This is a genomic window from Thermostichus sp. OS-CIW-32, assembly GCF_054060415.1.
In genome coordinates this window covers 36,844-51,772 of sequence record NZ_JBSSDD010000012.1, presented here as the reverse complement: position 1 = coordinate 51,772, position 14,929 = coordinate 36,844, and the positions used below count along the sequence as shown (strand labels likewise).

General features: G+C 57.2%; 16 protein-coding genes. 7 read left to right on the top strand and 9 right to left on the bottom strand.

Annotated elements, in window-relative coordinates; all coding sequences use genetic code 11:
* Window positions 1-44 precede the first annotated feature (44 nt).
* Window positions 45-728 (bottom strand): polysaccharide deacetylase family protein, encoded by a 684-nt coding sequence (locus tag ACVWY8_RS11910; RefSeq protein ID WP_457395135.1) that lies wholly within the window; start codon window positions 726-728, stop codon window positions 45-47.
* A gap of 108 nt (window positions 729-836) precedes the next feature.
* On the opposite strand from ACVWY8_RS11910, the gene ACVWY8_RS11905 reads away from it, so the two are divergent.
* From ACVWY8_RS11905 to grxC, 3 genes are all read left to right on the top strand, one after another.
* Window positions 837-1,040, top strand: a complete 204-nt coding sequence (locus ACVWY8_RS11905; RefSeq protein WP_457394863.1) for a hypothetical protein — start codon at window positions 837-839, stop codon at window positions 1,038-1,040.
* 28 nt (window positions 1,041-1,068) lie between these two features.
* On the top strand, window positions 1,069-3,864 hold the full coding sequence (gene polA, locus ACVWY8_RS11900) for a DNA polymerase I (protein ID WP_457395132.1): 2,796 nt from the start codon (window positions 1,069-1,071) through the stop codon (window positions 3,862-3,864).
* Window positions 3,865-3,955: 91 nt separating this feature from the next.
* Window positions 3,956-4,216, top strand: a complete 261-nt coding sequence (grxC, locus tag ACVWY8_RS11895) for a glutaredoxin 3 (RefSeq protein ID WP_011431797.1) — start codon at window positions 3,956-3,958, stop codon at window positions 4,214-4,216.
* A 19-nt stretch (window positions 4,217-4,235) separates the two neighbouring features.
* Here grxC and ACVWY8_RS11890 read toward each other — a convergent pair whose 3' ends face one another.
* Together ACVWY8_RS11890 and ACVWY8_RS11885 are read right to left on the bottom strand one after the other, a co-directional pair.
* The gene (locus tag ACVWY8_RS11890) at window positions 4,236-4,532 is read right to left on the bottom strand and encodes a DUF2470 domain-containing protein (RefSeq protein ID WP_011431796.1); all 297 of its coding nucleotides are present in this window, start codon (window positions 4,530-4,532) and stop codon (window positions 4,236-4,238) included.
* A gap of 205 nt (window positions 4,533-4,737) precedes the next feature.
* Window positions 4,738-5,409 carry a hypothetical protein gene (locus tag ACVWY8_RS11885; protein WP_414350264.1) on the bottom strand — a complete coding sequence of 224 codons (672 nt, stop codon included), beginning with the start codon at window positions 5,407-5,409 and terminating at the stop codon, window positions 4,738-4,740.
* A gap of 127 nt (window positions 5,410-5,536) precedes the next feature.
* Here ACVWY8_RS11885 and ACVWY8_RS11880 point away from each other — a divergent pair, with 127 nt between their 5' ends.
* The gene (locus ACVWY8_RS11880) at window positions 5,537-5,929 is read left to right on the top strand and encodes a hypothetical protein (protein ID WP_457395130.1); all 393 of its coding nucleotides are present in this window, start codon (window positions 5,537-5,539) and stop codon (window positions 5,927-5,929) included.
* Window positions 5,930-5,998: 69 nt separating this feature from the next.
* Here ACVWY8_RS11880 and ispG read toward each other — a convergent pair whose 3' ends face one another.
* From ispG to ACVWY8_RS11865, 3 genes are read right to left on the bottom strand one after another with little or no spacing between them, the layout of a single operon-like run.
* On the bottom strand, window positions 5,999-7,228 hold the full coding sequence (ispG, locus tag ACVWY8_RS11875) for a (E)-4-hydroxy-3-methylbut-2-enyl-diphosphate synthase (protein WP_414381657.1): 1,230 nt from the start codon (window positions 7,226-7,228) through the stop codon (window positions 5,999-6,001).
* A 49-nt stretch (window positions 7,229-7,277) separates the two neighbouring features.
* Window positions 7,278-8,099, bottom strand: coding sequence for an MOSC domain-containing protein (locus tag ACVWY8_RS11870; RefSeq protein WP_457395127.1), 822 nt, complete (start codon window positions 8,097-8,099; stop codon window positions 7,278-7,280).
* 30 nt (window positions 8,100-8,129) lie between these two features.
* A complete protein-coding gene (locus tag ACVWY8_RS11865; RefSeq protein ID WP_457395186.1) occupies window positions 8,130-8,645 on the bottom strand; it encodes a bifunctional nuclease family protein in 516 nt (171 codons plus the stop codon).
* Here ACVWY8_RS11865 and ACVWY8_RS11860 point away from each other — a divergent pair.
* Window positions 8,644-9,492: a cobalt-precorrin-6A reductase gene (locus tag ACVWY8_RS11860; protein ID WP_457397137.1), complete on the top strand. Its 849-nt coding sequence runs from the start codon at window positions 8,644-8,646 to the stop codon at window positions 9,490-9,492. The genes ACVWY8_RS11865 and ACVWY8_RS11860 overlap by 2 nt on opposite strands.
* 25 nt (window positions 9,493-9,517) lie before the next feature.
* Here the strand turns inward: ACVWY8_RS11860 and ACVWY8_RS11855 are convergent, their stop codons facing one another.
* Window positions 9,518-9,874: a single-stranded DNA-binding protein gene (locus ACVWY8_RS11855; RefSeq protein WP_414408589.1), complete on the bottom strand. Its 357-nt coding sequence runs from the start codon at window positions 9,872-9,874 to the stop codon at window positions 9,518-9,520.
* A gap of 336 nt (window positions 9,875-10,210) precedes the next feature.
* Between ACVWY8_RS11855 and ACVWY8_RS11850 the strand changes: the two genes are divergently transcribed.
* Together ACVWY8_RS11850 and scpB are read left to right on the top strand one after the other, a co-directional pair.
* On the top strand, window positions 10,211-12,367 hold the full coding sequence (locus ACVWY8_RS11850) for an NAD(P)H-quinone oxidoreductase subunit 5 (protein ID WP_457395121.1): 2,157 nt from the start codon (window positions 10,211-10,213) through the stop codon (window positions 12,365-12,367).
* Window positions 12,368-12,538: 171 nt separating this feature from the next.
* Entirely contained in the window at window positions 12,539-13,036 is a 498-nt protein-coding gene (gene scpB / locus ACVWY8_RS11845; protein WP_414350273.1) for an SMC-Scp complex subunit ScpB, read from the top strand.
* A gap of 170 nt (window positions 13,037-13,206) precedes the next feature.
* On the opposite strand, the gene ACVWY8_RS11840 is transcribed toward scpB, so the two are convergent.
* The gene (locus ACVWY8_RS11840; RefSeq protein ID WP_414355410.1) at window positions 13,207-13,857 is read right to left on the bottom strand and encodes a peroxiredoxin; all 651 of its coding nucleotides are present in this window, start codon (window positions 13,855-13,857) and stop codon (window positions 13,207-13,209) included.
* Window positions 13,858-14,000: 143 nt separating this feature from the next.
* Window positions 14,001-14,849, bottom strand: a complete 849-nt coding sequence (locus ACVWY8_RS11835; RefSeq protein ID WP_457395118.1) for an alpha/beta hydrolase — start codon at window positions 14,847-14,849, stop codon at window positions 14,001-14,003.
* Window positions 14,850-14,929 lie beyond the last annotated feature (80 nt).

Below are 14,929 nucleotides of genomic sequence, written 5' to 3'. Positions count from 1 at the left end.
GCGTGCCTCTACTGTATTTAACTTTCTCCCTGACTGGAAAGATCTCAGGGATCCGGCAAGTGGACAAATTCAAATCCCCGCTTCTTCAAAGTTGGGATCAACTGCCGCGTTACCTCAACCACTTGGGCTCCTCCTTGTACCCCATCGTGCAGCACGATTAAGGAGCCAGGCCGCACCTGGGCCAGCACCCGCTCCACCACCACCGATACCGGTGGGATCAGCCAATCCTCAGGCACCACGCTCCACATCACCGGACAAAAGCCCCAACGGCGCAAATCCGCAAGCGTCTGCGGCCAAAACAAGCCATTGGGCGGGCGCACAGCCCGATAATCGTCAGGGATCCCGCCACAGGCAGCCACCAGGGCAGCTTGGCTGCGCTTCAGGCTCTGTTGAAGTTCGTCAGGGGCAAGCTGGGTGAAGGAGCGATGCTGCCAGCCGTGAAGGCCAATGCGGTGGCCTTGTTGGCGGATCTGACGGGCTAGGTGGGGCCAGCGCTGCACCCGTTCTCCCAACACAAAAAACGTGGCCGACACCTGAAAATCCATCAAAACCTGCAGCAAAGCCGGAGTGTACTCGGGGTGAGGGCCATCGTCAAACGTCAGGGCCACCCGCTGGGTACAGGGATCTGCCGGCAACTCCCACAGGCCGTCGGGAAAGAGAGTCTTGAGGCCCCAATGCAGGGGTGGGTAGAGGGATGGGGGCAGGATTTGCTGAGAAGAGAAGAGCATTGTGGTGGGCTGTATGTTGTCCAAAACCAGAAGCCAATGCTTTGGGTGATCAGTTGGGTTGGCAAATTGAGGTGTTGCCGATCAAGCCAATAAATTGAAAAAATGGGCATGAGCATTGTAGCCCGCAAAACGGAAATCAGGGTTGGCGGGCCCGTCGATGGACTTTTGGATCTCGTCCTAGCCAGTTGTGATTACAGATTGTGCCTACAGATTGTGATTACAGAAGTTGCCATTGGGTGTCGGCAGCAGCCCGCCGCTCGAGTTCTTGAGACGGATGTGGGATCCCTTCTGCCCATAGCCCAGATCCGATAGGCTAGATTCACCCTCAAGGTATCAGCTGATGGCTTGGCAAACTCCAACACTGCTGCTGGTGGATGGTCACTCTCTGGCCTATCGCTCCTTCTACGCCTTTGCCTACAGCCGCGAGGGGGGGTTGCGCACTTCCACTGGGATCCCCACCAGCGTCAGCTTTGGCTTTTTGAAATCGCTGTTAGAAGTCTTGGACAAATACACCCCTACCCATGTAGCCGTTGCCTTTGATACACGGCAGCCCACTTTTCGCCACGAGGCCGACGAAACCTACAAATCAGGCCGCCCGGAAACGCCACCGGAGTTTATCGAAGATGTGGAGAACCTGAAGCAGGTGTTGACGGCACTACGCATCCCGATTTTGGTGGTGCCTGGTTTTGAAGCCGATGACATTTTGGGCACCCTCAGTAGGCTAGCCCCCCAAGATTACCGGGTGCAGATCTTAAGTGGGGATCAAGATCTGTTCCAGTTGATCGATACCGATGGAAGAGTTCGGGTTTTGCACCTCAACAGCAAAGATCGCATCAGCGAGTTTGGCCCCGAACAAGTGAAAGAAAAATTGGGCATCTGGCCTTGGCAGGTGGTGGATTATAAGGCCCTCTGTGGTGACCCTTCTGACAACATTCCCGGGGTGAAAGGGATCGGCCCCAAGCGAGCTGTGGAGCTGCTGGAGCGCTACGGCAGTTTGGATGAAATTTTCGACCACCTGGACGAGATCCAAGGAAAAGTCCAGCAATACCTCAAAGAAGGGATCCCGGCGGCCCATCACTCGCAATTTATGGCTCGGATCAAATGCGACGTTCCTCTTTCTCCCGACTGGGAGAGCATGAAATTAACCGGGTTTGATCAAGCAGAATTGCTGCCGCTGCTGGAAAAATTGGAGTTTCACAGCTTCATCGCCCAAGTGCGCAAAATACAAACGGCTTTGGGGGGGATCCCAACCGAGGCAGAGGTGGTTGGCGCTTTTAATCCCACCGGGGATCCCGCAAACGCTCCTGACGAAGCCCTGTGGTTTGATTTTGCCGTGGATCCCGTCCCTTCTCTGCCGGCGGTGCGCATCATCGATACGCCGGAGCAACTGGAGCTGTTGCGGCAAGAGCTGTTGGCCTGCCCAGGAATTGTAGCTTGGGATACCGAAACTACCAGCCTAGATCCACGGGATGCCCAATTGGTGGGGATCGGCTGTTGTTGGTCAGAGGGAGATATCGCCTACTTGCCCATCGGCCACCGCCAGGGATCCAATCTGGATTGGGAGCTGGTGAAACAAAGCCTGCAACCCCTTTGGGAAGATCCCAACCGACCCAAAAGCCTACAAAACTGTAAGTACGACCTGAGCATTTTCCGCGCCCACGGGATCCGCCTGCAAGGGATCCAGTTTGATCCCATGTTGGCCAGCTACGTTTTGGATCCAGAAGCCAGCCACAACTTGGCCGATTTGGCAGCCACCCATTTGAATTTGCCGACCACCAGCTACAAAAAGTTGCTGGGCAAGGAACAGTCCATTGCCGATATCCCGATTTCCAAAGTTGCAGAATACTGTGGAACCGACGCCTATTGTGCCTATCGTCTGGTGCCAATCCTCACCGAAAAGCTGCAGAAAACCGATCCACGCCTGTGGGATCTTTTTATTCAAGTCGAGCTGCCCTTGGCCCAAGTTTTGGAAGAGATGGAGTGGATCGGCATTCGCGTTGATACCGAGTTTCTGAGGCAATTTTCCCAAGAGCTGGAACAAGAGCTGCAAAGTTTGGAGCAGAAAGCTTATGCCCAGGCTGGAGAAACCTTTAACCTCAATTCTCCCAAGCAACTGGGATCCCTGCTCTTTGAAAAGCTGAAATTGGACATTCGCAAAACCCGCAAAACGGCTACTGGCTATTCCACTGATGCCTCAGTTTTAGAAAAGCTAGAGGGGGATCATCCTCTCATCGAAACCATCGTGCAATACCGCACCTTGGCCAAGCTGAAATCGACCTATGTGGATGCTCTGCCTGCCCTGGTAAGAGGCGATACCGGCAGAGTCCACACCGACTTTAACCAAACCGTTACTGCCACTGGCAGGCTCAGCTCCTCAAACCCCAACTTGCAAAATATTCCCATTCGCACCGAGTTCAGTCGCCGGATTCGACAAGCTTTTATTCCCCAAGAGGGATGGCTATTGGCGGCAGCAGATTACTCTCAAATTGAGCTGCGCATTTTGGCCCACCTCAGCCAAGAACCTGCCTTGCTGGAAGGCTTTCGCTCAGGGGAAGATGTGCATACCCTAACCGCCCGCCTGCTCCTGGAAAAACAGGAAATAACCAGCGAAGAACGCCGCCTGGCCAAAACGATCAACTATGGGGTGATCTATGGCATGGGAGCGCAGCGCTTTGCCCGCACTGCGGGGGTTTCTTTGTCGGAAGCCAAGCAATTTTTACAGCGATTTAACGAGCGCTACGCCGGCATTTTTGCCTATCTGCGCTCCACTGAAGCCTTTGTGGAAAAGCATGGCTATGTAGAAACGATCTTGGGTCGCCGTCGCTATTTTCCCAATTTGTCTCGTCTGACAGGCCATCGCAAACAAGCGGAATTGCGGGCAGCTGTGAATGCTCCCATTCAGGGATCCGCCTCGGACATTATCAAAGTAGCAATGGTGCGCCTGCGGCAAAAGCTGCAGAACTTTCGTTCCCGCTTGCTCCTGCAAGTGCATGATGAGCTGGTGTTTGAGGTGGATCCCTCGGAATGGCAGGCCCTAAAACCGCTGATCCAAAGGGAAATGGAAGGAGCAGTGCCCCTCTCCATACCGCTGGTGGTGGATATCCAAATTGGCCACAATTGGAAGGAAGCCAACTAGACCATGGGAGGCAGAAAACCCCAGGTTTGCAAGGAAAGGGATCCCGGCTCCGTGAAAATGTTAAGCTATGTAAAAGCGTTGTTGTTTTCTTATGACTGTTGAGATTTACACCTGGCGTTTTTGTCCCTTTTGCATCCGGGCTAAGCAACTGCTGGATCGCAAAGGCGTGAAGTATATCGAGTACGCCATCGATGGAGACGAGGCAGCACGGGCGGAAATGGCCAAGCGGGCCAACGGCCGCCGTTCGGTGCCGCAAATTTTCATCAACGACCAGCATATCGGCGGCTGCGACGATCTTTACGCGCTAGAGGCTCGCGGCCAGTTGGATCTGCTCCTACAGCAGGCCAGCTAAGCCTCAACTGTATCTCTCATCACTTTGTAGCCTGTTTAACTTGAGCGCGAGCCTGCTTCACCATGGCAATTAAGGTTTGATGGGCGTCCTCGGAGTCCCGCAGGGGGTGGTCGAAGCGGATCCGCAGCGTTTGTACGGCCCCGTCGACCTGCACCCGCAAGTCCATCCCTTCCGGGTCAATGGCCTGCATGCGGGCTTGGGTAACTCCTTCCACCTGGCCAAAGACCCTGGCGTAGAGAGCTATTGCATCGGCATGATCTTCGTTCATGTGCTTGCAGATGCGCTCGCTAACTTGGGGGGTGAGAGGATCGCCCATGGCAGTTGTTTTTGGCTTACAGCCCTCAGTTTAAAGCTCCCGCCAGTCCACAGTAAACTACCCAACCCTACCCCTGGCCAGTACAATAATGCGGCTAACCCAGCGTTAAAAGCGGCGCTCCCGGATAGGCAGCCGTTTAGGTTTCAGAATAAAAAGGCAGGGATCCCTTCCCCTCCATCCCAGAGAACACCAGGGATCCAGGGGATCAAGCTTGTCCTTGGGCCTGTAGCTCCAACAGCTCATCTGCCATATCCAAAAAAGCCTCCCGATCCAGATAGGAGACATCTCCCACCCACTCCCCCAGCTTGACCACGTAGACCTCGCTCAAGGTGGGCCGGCGCTGCAAATCGCGGGAATAGGCTTTCACCAACCCGAGCACCGATTGCTTTTTGACAATTCGCCTGTAGCGGGGATCGTCCTTGGCCCGCACACGATAGACGACTCCGGTCTCATCGCCAATTTCCATCTCAAACTGGCGCTCCCGCACCTCTTCAATGTAGAAGTTGCCCTCTTCATCCAGCTTTTCTCGCTCTTCCACCACCACCTCGTAGCGGCGAGTGCGCAACACCTGCCCAAAAAACAATCCCCCATAGGGAATCTCGCGAAAGGCTAGCTGACGGCGGGAGATGGTATAGAGCGGCCCCCACAGGAAGGGATAGAGCAACGAGAGAATCCCGACCAGGAAGGCGATTGCCCCCAGAAAGGATCCCTCGCCGAAAGCGCGAGAGAGAACCAGCAACGCCACACCCACCAAAATGGCCGTGATGATGCGGCCCGTGCTCTTGAGGGCATCGCTCCAGTAAGCCGCATACTGAAGGCGCGTTGGCACCACCGGAATCACCGATTCGCATTCTTCTGGGGTTAGCTCCAACAACATGCTCCAAGGATCCTCACAATGCCACACTCCATCTGCAACGGGCCAGACCCTATCTTAATTAAAATGAGGCAGGGGCGCTTCGCCGCCGGGCTTGTCTGCTGCCAGTCCTTGCGCACTTGCCACTTCCATGCCGACAGGATCCCATTGCTCCTCGACCAGCCAGGCCATCAGACAGCAGGTGGCCCAATTGGACGAGGGATCCCGTCGCGACAAGGCTTGGCTGGGGGATGCGGTGTTGAGCTTGTTTGCCCGGCAGTGGCTGCTTGGGCCACCTCAAGACTGGCAAGTGCCTTCCCCGCCCAGTTGTGACCTGAATCGCGCAGAACTCTTCACTTGGCTGACCTCCAACCAATTTTTGTCGACCTTTAGGGATCCCACGCAGGTTGAGGCGGAAATCGGCCTGGTTTACGAAAAAGAAGGTCTGCAAGCAGCGTTTGAATACATCCAGACGCACCTGCTGCCGCTGTTTGTAAGGCAGGTGAACAACCGCGCCAGAGCTCTGCGTGGCAAACGCCACTAGCCAGTTTCTGAGCGAAGCAAGAGCGCGGCAGGATGGCTGGGCAGGTCGCCTCTTGAGGGGGAAGCAGAGTTAATGGGAAGAAGGGGGATCCACCCAGCGCCCATCGGCTTTGATCAAATCGATCAGCGCCTGCACGCCTTCCGATTCCGGCACCCTTTTCACTTCTTCTTTGCCGCGGTAGAGGGAGATCACCCCCGGCGTCTTGCCCACGTAGCCGTAGTCGGCGTCGGCCATTTCTCCCGGCCCATTGACAATGCAGCCCATCACGGCAATGTCCAGCCCCACCAGGTGCTGGGTTGCGGCGCGCACCTTCTGCAGCACCTCCTCCAAATTGAAGAGGGTGCGGCCACAGGAAGGGCAGGCCACATACTCCACCATGGTTTTGCGCAGGTTCAGAGCTTGCAAAATGCCGTAGGCCACCGGGATCTCCTTCTCTGGCGCTTCCGTGAGAGAAACCCGAATCGTGTCGCCGATCCCTTCAGCTAAGAGGGTTCCGATCCCCACCGCCGACTTGATGCGCCCATATTCTCCATCGCCCGCCTCGGTGACACCTAAGTGGAAGGGGTAATTCAGGCCCAGGGCATCGAAGCGACGGGCTGCCAGCCGGTAGGCCGCCAACATGACCTGCGGGCGGGAAGCCTTGAAGGAAAGCACCACATTGTGAAAGTCTTGCTCGGCGCAGATTTGGGCAAATTCCAGGGCCGACTCCACCATGCCCTCAGGCGTATCCCCGTAGGTGAAGAGCATCCGCTCTGCCAGGGATCCATGATTTACCCCGATGCGCAGGGCTTTGTTCTGGGCTTTGAGGGTCTGGACAAGGGGGGTGAAGGTTTCCCGGATTTTGTTGCGGATGGCCTCAAATTCCGCCTGGGTATATTCTGTGCGACCGGGCTGAGGTTTTTCAAAGATGAACAACCCTGGATTGATGCGCACCTTGTCCACGTATTTGGCTACTTCCAGGGCGATCTTGATGCCGTTGTGATGGACATCGGCTACCAAAGGCACCGGCTTGTAGGTTTGGATCAGCTTCTCCCGAATCGCCTCCATCGCCTTGGCATGGGCCATGCTGGGAACGGTAACCCGCACAATCTCTGAGCCCGCCTCGTGCAGACGGCGGATCCCGGCCACTGCCGCGTCGACGTCGAGGGTGTCCTCGTTGATCATGGACTGTACCACCACCGGGTGCTGGCTGCCGATCAACACATCGGCTACGGCCACCGTGCGGGTGGGGCGACGGGGATAGACCGGTTCTGGGTAGGGCTGCTGGGTGGGGGCGTTGGGCCGATCCAGGGTTTGCATAGCTTGGTCAAGCCAAAAGAGCTGCTCTAGCTTGATTGTAGGTCGGAAACTAACCTGGGGCTCGATTCAGCTCAGGGTAAAGGCTGAGGGGTTCAACCCCGAGGATTTCGACGGGATCCCCAACCCTCAGGTGCTTGCCCGCCTCCGTTCTCGGGATCCACGTATTGATCCCAAGGCGATAGAAATGGTCAAAGCGGCTGGCTTCGGCCCAGGGTGGCAAGGTTTTCTGCCGTTGCGCTACGAAGTGCTTTTGAAAACCGGGATAGGCCTCTCCGCTCAGGGGATCCCGGGTGGGCACCACACAGCGGGCGCAGGGGTTGAGGCCCAGCAGCTCCACTTCCCCAATGCGAAAGCGCACCCCTTGATCTGCGCGGGCAAAGAGACGATCCTCCCAAAAGGCAGAGCAATCCGACAGCTCGATATTCATGCGAAAGCGCTGCCGAACCGCTTCCAGGGTCAAGTTGGGGAACCAACCGGCCACCGTCTCCAGAGTGGCTATGCTGATCAGGGTGGGGCCGTTGGCATAGGGATCATCCGGAAACCCCCTGAGAGGCTCCTCCAGCAGTTGCACCGGAAAACCGAACCAATCGCTGAGCCAAGTCTGCAAAGCATCCCGCTGCTGCTGCAGGTCAAACTGAGCCGCCTTGCCCTCCCCCCACAACTGCACCCGGCACAACCGGGGATCAAACCGGGCCCGCAGGCGGTGGACTGCAGCATGGCGTTTGCCGTTCACCCGCTTCCCCTCCGCATCCAAGAGGGCGTAGCGGCGATCCCCTTCCAAAGTTCCCCCCGCCGTCAGCCTCACCTCAGACAGAGGGATCCCATCCAGGGACTTGATGGGATAGACCGTTAACCTGGCAACCTGGGGCATGGCCTGTTTGCCGGGCTCCGCCTGAATTGCTTAACTGTCGGCTTCGGTGGGATGGTCGGTCATGTGGTAGCTGCGGATAAAGTCTCTGGGGGTTACATTTTCTACAAACTTGCGAAAGGCCTCCCGCTCCGCCTCGTCGGCATCCTGGTTCATGGGGATCGAGGCTTCCGCAATGACCTCTTCCACCGTCCAGATGGGAACATGGGCCCGCAGAGCGAGGGCAATGGCGTCGCTGGGGCGGCAGTCGATCTCTTGTTTTTTGTCACCATTCACGGTGACGAGCACCGCGTAGAAGGTGTTATCCAGCAACGCGTGAATGATGACTCGCTCCAGCTTGATCCCCCACGTCTTCCAGGAGTTGAGGATGAGATCATGGGTCATGGGGCGCAGTGGCTTTTGGTCGTCCAGGGCCTGCAAAATGGCGTTGGCCTCTGCTTTTCCCACCCAAATGGGCAGGGCACGACGCTCACTGCCATCGCGCAGGATGACAATGGGGTTTTGGTTGACGGCATCGACCGCAATCCCAGCCACATGCATCTCGATCATGAGCAATTGCCTCCAGCCGGTGATCTTGATCGTATCTACGGGCGTCAAAGTTTGGCAACACACCATGAGCTCAGTTGGTAGTCCAGTTGAAGTGGCTTTGATCGGGGGCACCAGCGAGAGCCGCAGCTTGGCCGACGCCCTCAGCCGGCAGGGGATCCCTTGGGTGGCAACCGTCACCACCGAAGGGGCCAGAAGACTGTATCAGGATTTGCCTGGTCAGGTGGTGGTCACCCGATTTTCGCCGCCATCTCTGGAACAATTCCTGCAAGAGTGCCGGATCCGCGTAGTGGTGGATGCCTCTCATCCTTTTGCCCAGCAAATCTCGCAACTGGCCATCCAGGTGACGGCTCAACTGAGGATCCCCTACCTGCGCTACGAACGCCCTCCTGTAGAGCTGGATCCCTGGGTCCAGGTGGTGCCGGACTGGCAGGGAGTGCTCACAGAGGCGGTGCTGGCGGGGCGGCGGGTGCTGCTGACGGTGGGAGTGAAGGCCCTGCCCCTGTTTGTACCTTGGCAAGATCGCTGCCAACTGTGGGCACGGGTGCTGCCGGAATCGGTTCCCCAAGCGGTGCAAGCCGGGATCCCTGCCGAGCGGGTGATTGGGATGCGCTTACCCCTCAGCTTGGAGCAGGAACTACAGCTTTGGCAACAGCTCAGCCCTCAGGTGGTGATCAGCAAAGCCTCTGGGGAAGCAGGCGGGCTGGGGATCAAGCAGGCGGTGGCCAAAACCCTGGGGATCCCTCTGTGGGTGATCCGGCGACCCCCGTTGGACTATCCCTGGTGCAGCCAGGATTTGACAGAGGTGGTGCAGGAATGCAGGCGATGCTTGGGCAGAGCCAAACCTTGAGGTTGCCCGGCTCCGGCCAGACAAGTCAAAACGGCTCTTCGGGGGGCAGGTTGGAGTCGCGGTCTTGACGGGATCCCAGCAATTCCAGCCGATCCACAGCAATGATGGGTCTCTGGCGCTCTTCTCCGGTGGATTTGTCTGTCCAGCGATCAAACTTCAGGCTGCCCGTTACCCCGATGAGGCTGCCTTTGCGCACATACTCTCCGGCCACCTCGGCAGTGCGGCCCCACAGCTCCAGGTTAAACCAATCAGGCTTGTCTTCCCCTTTGCGGAATCGGTTGACCGCCAAGCTAAAAGTACAGACCACCTTGCCTGACTCAAAGTAGCGCACCTCCGGATCCATGCCGGCTCGCCCCACCAGGGTCACCAGGTTCAAGCTCATGGGTAGTTTCTCCAGACCGCCAGTAGATCTAGCCTTCGTTGTAGCGCTCGCAAGGGATCCCTGTCATCTTTTTGCTTGCGACCGTCAGCTTGGGCTCAGAGCCGATTCTTTAGGATATTTACAGATTTAGCTGCGGGGATCCCGATTGATCTCTGGGAAAAGCCTCTGCTGTGATGGACTTGATGCTCGGGATCCGGATCCGCACTCTGTCGCAAAAGTTTACAATGGCAGAAGCAGTTGAGCAAATGCCAGCCCACCAGACACTCCCACCGGCCAATTGCAGGGCTAGCAGAGCAGGTTCGTTGCTGTGAGAGGACGCATTCAGAAGCATTTCCCATGGAATTCATCTACACGTACGCCTGGTTGATCCCCGTCTATCCTTTGGTGGCGGCCTTTCTACTCGGCTTAGGCATCCTGATGTTCAACGCCTGGACAAGGGCCAACCGCTCTCTGGCTGCCTTTTTGAGCGTGTTCTCGACTGGGACGGCGATGGTTCATGCCTTTGCCCTTTTGGTCAGCCAGGTGCAGGGGCACGAAGCCGTCCTCAGAACCCTCACCTGGGCCCAGGCGGGATCCTTCTCGGTGGATATGGGCTTTGTCGTGGATCACCTGAGCGCCATGATGCTGGTGGTGGTGACCACGGTGGCCTTTTTGGTGCAAATCTACTCCGACGGCTACATGGCCCACGATCCCGGCTATGTGCGTTTCTACGCCTACCTGAGCTTATTTAGCTCCTCGATGCTGGGCTTGGTGGTCAGCCCCAACCTGGTGCAGATCTATATCTTCTGGGAGCTGGTGGGGATGTGCTCCTACCTGCTCATCGGCTTTTGGCACGACCGGCAGGCGGCGGCAGAAGCAGCGCAAAAGGCGTTTGTGGTCAACCGGGTGGGAGATTTCGGCCTGCTGTTGGGCATCTTAGGTTTTTACTGGATTTCCGGTACCTTCGCGTTTGACGAGATCGGGCGCAACTTGCAGGAGATGTTGGCTGCCGGAGCGGTGAGCAGCAGCTTAATTGCCCTGTTTGCGGTGTTGGTGTTCTTGGGGCCGGTGGCCAAGTCCGCTCAGTTCCCCCTGCATGTGTGGTTGCCGGATGCTATGGAAGGTCCCACGCCCATTTCCGCTCTCATCCACGCGGCGACGATGGTGGCGGCTGGGGTATTCCTCTTGGCCCGCATGTTCCCGGTGCTGGAAGGGATCCCGGTGGCCATGGACATCATCGCCTGGACGGGGGCGGGCACAGCCTTCTTGGGGGCCACCATTGCCATCACCCAAAACGACATCAAAAAAGGCTTGGCCTACTCCACCATTTCCCAGCTGGGCTACATGGTCATGGCCATGGGGTGCGGCGCCTATGGGGCGGGCCTGTTTCACCTGATGACCCACGCCTACTTTAAGGCGATGCTCTTTTTGTGCTCTGGCTCAGTTATCCACGGCATGGAAGCGGTGGTCGGCCATGACCCGGTTTTGGCCCAAGACATGCGCCTGATGGGGGGGTTGCGCAAATACATGCCGGTTACGGCCATCACGTTTTTGATCGGCACGTTGGCCATTTGTGGGATCCCGCCCTTCGCCGGCTTTTGGTCTAAAGACGAGATCTTGGGCGCTGTTTTCGAACGGAACCCAGCTCTGTGGGGGGTGGGCTTCCTCACCGCCGGGATCACCGCCTTCTACATGTTCCGCATCTACTTCCTCACCTTCGAAGGGGAGTTTCGCGGCACCAACCTGAGACTGCGGCAGGAGGTGGCCATCAGCCAGGGCCGTCCTGTGCCGGCTTTTGCCTACGTTTTTGCGGGGAAACAACCGGCCTTTGGCCCTGGAGCCATGAACATTCAAGAAAAACCCCAGCCCAGCAGCCATCCTGAAGCCCAGGAAAACCTGCACGACGGAGATGCCCATGCCTCAGAGCCCCATGAGTCCCCTTGGTCGATGACCTTCCCGCTGTTGGCTCTGGCCGTCCCTTCTGTGCTGATTGGCCTGGTGGGCACCCCTTTTGCCAACTTCTTTGAAGCTTTCATCCACCCACCGACTGAGTCTGTGGCAGAGGCAGGCTCGATTTTACCGCTGGTGGCAGCAGAGTGGCAGGAGGTGCTGGCGGGCCATTTCGATTGGGCAGAGTTTCTGATCATGGCGGGTAGCTCCGTGGGCATCGGGCTGATCGGCATCACTTTGGCCAGCTTGATCTACTGGCAAAAGCGCATCGACCCGGGCACCTTCCCCCAAAGCCTGCAGCCGCTCTACTACTTCTCCCTCAACAAGTGGTACATTGACGACCTCTATGAGCGAGTCTTTGTGCAGGGCACCCGCTTCGTGGCACGGGAGGCGCTGGAGGTGGACAGCCGCATTGTGGATGGTGTGGTCAACCTGACGGGCTTGGTGACCATGGTGAGCGGCGAGGCGATGAAATACCTGGAGAGCGGCAAGGCCCAGTTTTACGCCTTGATTATCTTTGCAGCGGTGGTGGTGATGGTGGTGGCATCAGGGGTAGGGTTCTAGCTCGAAGGCGAGGATGGATCCGGCCCGCTTGGCCAAGGGATCCCTCAGCCTAGAACTGCTGCTATGCTACGGAGCAAGTTAAGCGGATCCCTTGTTGCAATGGCCCCGCGTTCTCTTAAGTCGATTTCGCATCCCTTGTTGGCGGAAAGGCAAGGTCAGAGGGAGCGTGTCTTGGCCCTGAAAAATCAGATCGAAGCGATCCTCTACTTAAAAGGGCAGCCCCTGGAGCTATCCGCCCTGGCCCAGTTGGCCCATTGCAGTCGCGACGAAGCCTACGATGCGCTGCTGGAATTAATGGAAGACTATGCCCATCGCGATTCTGCCCTGGAAGTCCTACAGGTGGGGGAAGGGTTTGCCCTGCAGTTGCGGGAGCCGTTTTTGGAGCTGGCCAACCGGCTCTTGCCCCCTGAGATTGGGGTGGGTGCCACCCGTACCCTGGCCACCATCATTCTGCGTGGCCCCCTCTCGCAGGCGGAGTTGGTGGAGTTGCGCGGCCAAGGTGCTTATCAGCACGTGGCAGAGCTGGTAGAAAAAGGCTTCGTTACCCGCTATCGCAAAGAAGGCTGCCGTTCCCCTTGGTTGCGGGTGACCGATAAGTTTCATCGCTACTTCACAGTAGATGAGCTGGCCAAAAAAGCAGCAGAGGCGGCTTCTTTCCCCGAAGAATAAACTTTCCCCAACTGCAAAATGAGGGATCCCTAACTCCTCTCTCCCAAAGGGAAAGTGTCTCAATCTGGCTTGAAATAAAAAAGGATCCCCTGGTCGGGGATCCAAATCAAGAGGAGCGCAGCTTCGGCAGAGAAGGGATCAGCCGAAAGTAGGTTCGATTGCTGAGACTTCTACTTGTTGGGCTGAGGGGTGACCCGCAAATAGGGCTTAATTTCCTTGTAGCCTTTTGGGAACTTCTCTTTCAGCACTTCCGGATCTTTCAGCGAAGGCGGGATGATAACATCGTCACCGTCTTTCCAGTCGGCGGGAGTGACAACGTTATACTTATCCGTCAACTGCAGGGCATCGATCACCCGTAGGAGCTCGTCGAAGTTGCGGCCTGTGCTGGCCGGGTAGGTAAGAATGAGGCGTATCTTCTTGTTGGGATCGATGATGAACACCGAGCGCACCGTCAGGGGCAGCCCTTCTTGGTTGATGTTGGTTTGATCCAACATGTCGTAGAGCTGAGAAACCTTGCGGTCTGCATCCGCCAAGATGGGATAGTTCAGGGTGGTGTTCTGGGTTTCCTCGATGTCTTTCACCCAGCCCACGTGGGACTCCACATCGTCCACACTGAGGGCGATCACCTTCACACCCCGCTTTTCAAATTCGGGCATCAGCTTCGCAACAGTGCCTAGCTCCGTGGTGCAGACCGGCGTGTAGTCGGCGGGGTGAGAGAACAACACCACCCAGCTATCCCCGGCCCAAGAGTAGAAGTCAATTTCGCCGTGGGTGGACTTTTGCGTGAAATTGGGAGCAGTATCGCCAAGTCGGAGAGACATACGCTCTTGATCCTCCGTAAAAGGGTTCAATCCGGTGAGACAGGGATCCGAATCCTTCGACCCGATCCCTCCCGATCTTGCCACATAACTCCACTTTTCCGAGCGGATTACAGGTGATTTTAAGATTGTCCTCACCTAAGCCGCTACTGAGGGAAGACGACATGGGGATCCACCAGCTCGGCCACGAATTGGTGCAGGATGGTGACATAGCGCTCTCTGGCCACCTGCAGCAAGTTGTTGTGATCGGCTCCCTCGATGGGCACCAAGCGTTTGGGATCCCTCGCTGCTTGATAAAGGGTTTCAGCGTGCCAAAAGGGGATCAAACGATCATGGGTGCCGTGCAAAATCAGCAGCGGGCAATCGATCTTGGCAATGCGGCTGAGGTTATCGAAGCGATCGAAGGGCAGCAGCGGGATGCGGGTTAAGACGCGAAAGGCTGTGACGAAGGTGGATTCCAGGATCACGCCCCCCACCGGCTTTTGGGCTGCCAAATAAACCGATGGCCCACCCCCCACCGAGCGCCCATAAACCAAAATCTGCTCCGGCAGGATCCCTTGGGCAACTAGGTAAGTGTAAGCGGCCTCGATATCTTTGTAAGCGCCGGCCTCGGAAGGGATCCCTTCGCTGGTGCCGTAACCGCGGTAGTCGTAGGCCAAGACGGCAAACCCGGCCTGCTGCAGGCCCACCAGGCGGGGCAGGATATCCCCCAAGTCTTCGGCGTTGCCATGGCTGTAGAGGAGGGTATAAGCAGCAGCCGGATTGGGCAGATATACCGCTGAAATCTGCAGCCCATCAGAGGTCGTGAGCTTGAGAATGGCGTCCCCATCTCGATAGCTGGCGGGCTGGGGCAGAAAGATCAGCCGCTCCGATTGAAACCAGCCCAGCCAGAGCAGGTAGCCGTACACCACCAGCCCGACCAGCAGCAAGGATCGCCCCACGCGCAGCCATGGGAAGGATCCCCAAACTAGTTGTAGGAGATCTCGGTGGGGCATTGACAGGAAGGCATCGACAAGTAAGTTAAGCTCAATTTGCGGCACTTGCCCAAGGTTCTGCGCTGCTTACAGGCAACCCC

What these genes read in the sequence shown, in the direction of transcription:
- polA (WP_457395132.1), top strand. Translation starts at nt 1,069, where the DNA reads ATGGCTTGGCAAACTCCAACACTGCTGCTGGTGGATGGTCACTCTCTG.
- grxC (WP_011431797.1), top strand. Translation starts at nt 3,956, where the DNA reads ATGACTGTTGAGATTTACACCTGGCGTTTTTGTCCCTTTTGCATCCGG.
- ACVWY8_RS11865 (WP_457395186.1), bottom strand. Translation starts at nt 8,645, where the DNA reads ATGATCGAGATGCATGTGGCTGGGATTGCGGTCGATGCCGTCAACCAA.
- ACVWY8_RS11835 (WP_457395118.1), bottom strand. Translation starts at nt 14,849, where the DNA reads ATGCCCCACCGAGATCTCCTACAACTAGTTTGGGGATCCTTCCCATGG.
- ACVWY8_RS11880 (WP_457395130.1), top strand. Translation starts at nt 5,537, where the DNA reads ATGCCGACAGGATCCCATTGCTCCTCGACCAGCCAGGCCATCAGACAG.
- ACVWY8_RS11840 (WP_414355410.1), bottom strand. Translation starts at nt 13,857, where the DNA reads ATGTCTCTCCGACTTGGCGATACTGCTCCCAATTTCACGCAAAAGTCC.
- ispG (WP_414381657.1), bottom strand. Translation starts at nt 7,228, where the DNA reads ATGCAAACCCTGGATCGGCCCAACGCCCCCACCCAGCAGCCCTACCCA.
- ACVWY8_RS11870 (WP_457395127.1), bottom strand. Translation starts at nt 8,099, where the DNA reads ATGCCCCAGGTTGCCAGGTTAACGGTCTATCCCATCAAGTCCCTGGAT.
- ACVWY8_RS11860 (WP_457397137.1), top strand. Translation starts at nt 8,644, where the DNA reads ATGAGCAATTGCCTCCAGCCGGTGATCTTGATCGTATCTACGGGCGTC.
- ACVWY8_RS11905 (WP_457394863.1), top strand. Translation starts at nt 837, where the DNA reads ATGAGCATTGTAGCCCGCAAAACGGAAATCAGGGTTGGCGGGCCCGTC.
- ACVWY8_RS11910 (WP_457395135.1), bottom strand. Translation starts at nt 728, where the DNA reads ATGCTCTTCTCTTCTCAGCAAATCCTGCCCCCATCCCTCTACCCACCC.
- ACVWY8_RS11855 (WP_414408589.1), bottom strand. Translation starts at nt 9,874, where the DNA reads ATGAGCTTGAACCTGGTGACCCTGGTGGGGCGAGCCGGCATGGATCCG.
- ACVWY8_RS11885 (WP_414350264.1), bottom strand. Translation starts at nt 5,409, where the DNA reads ATGTTGTTGGAGCTAACCCCAGAAGAATGCGAATCGGTGATTCCGGTG.
- ACVWY8_RS11890 (WP_011431796.1), bottom strand. Translation starts at nt 4,532, where the DNA reads ATGGGCGATCCTCTCACCCCCCAAGTTAGCGAGCGCATCTGCAAGCAC.
- ACVWY8_RS11850 (WP_457395121.1), top strand. Translation starts at nt 10,211, where the DNA reads ATGGAATTCATCTACACGTACGCCTGGTTGATCCCCGTCTATCCTTTG.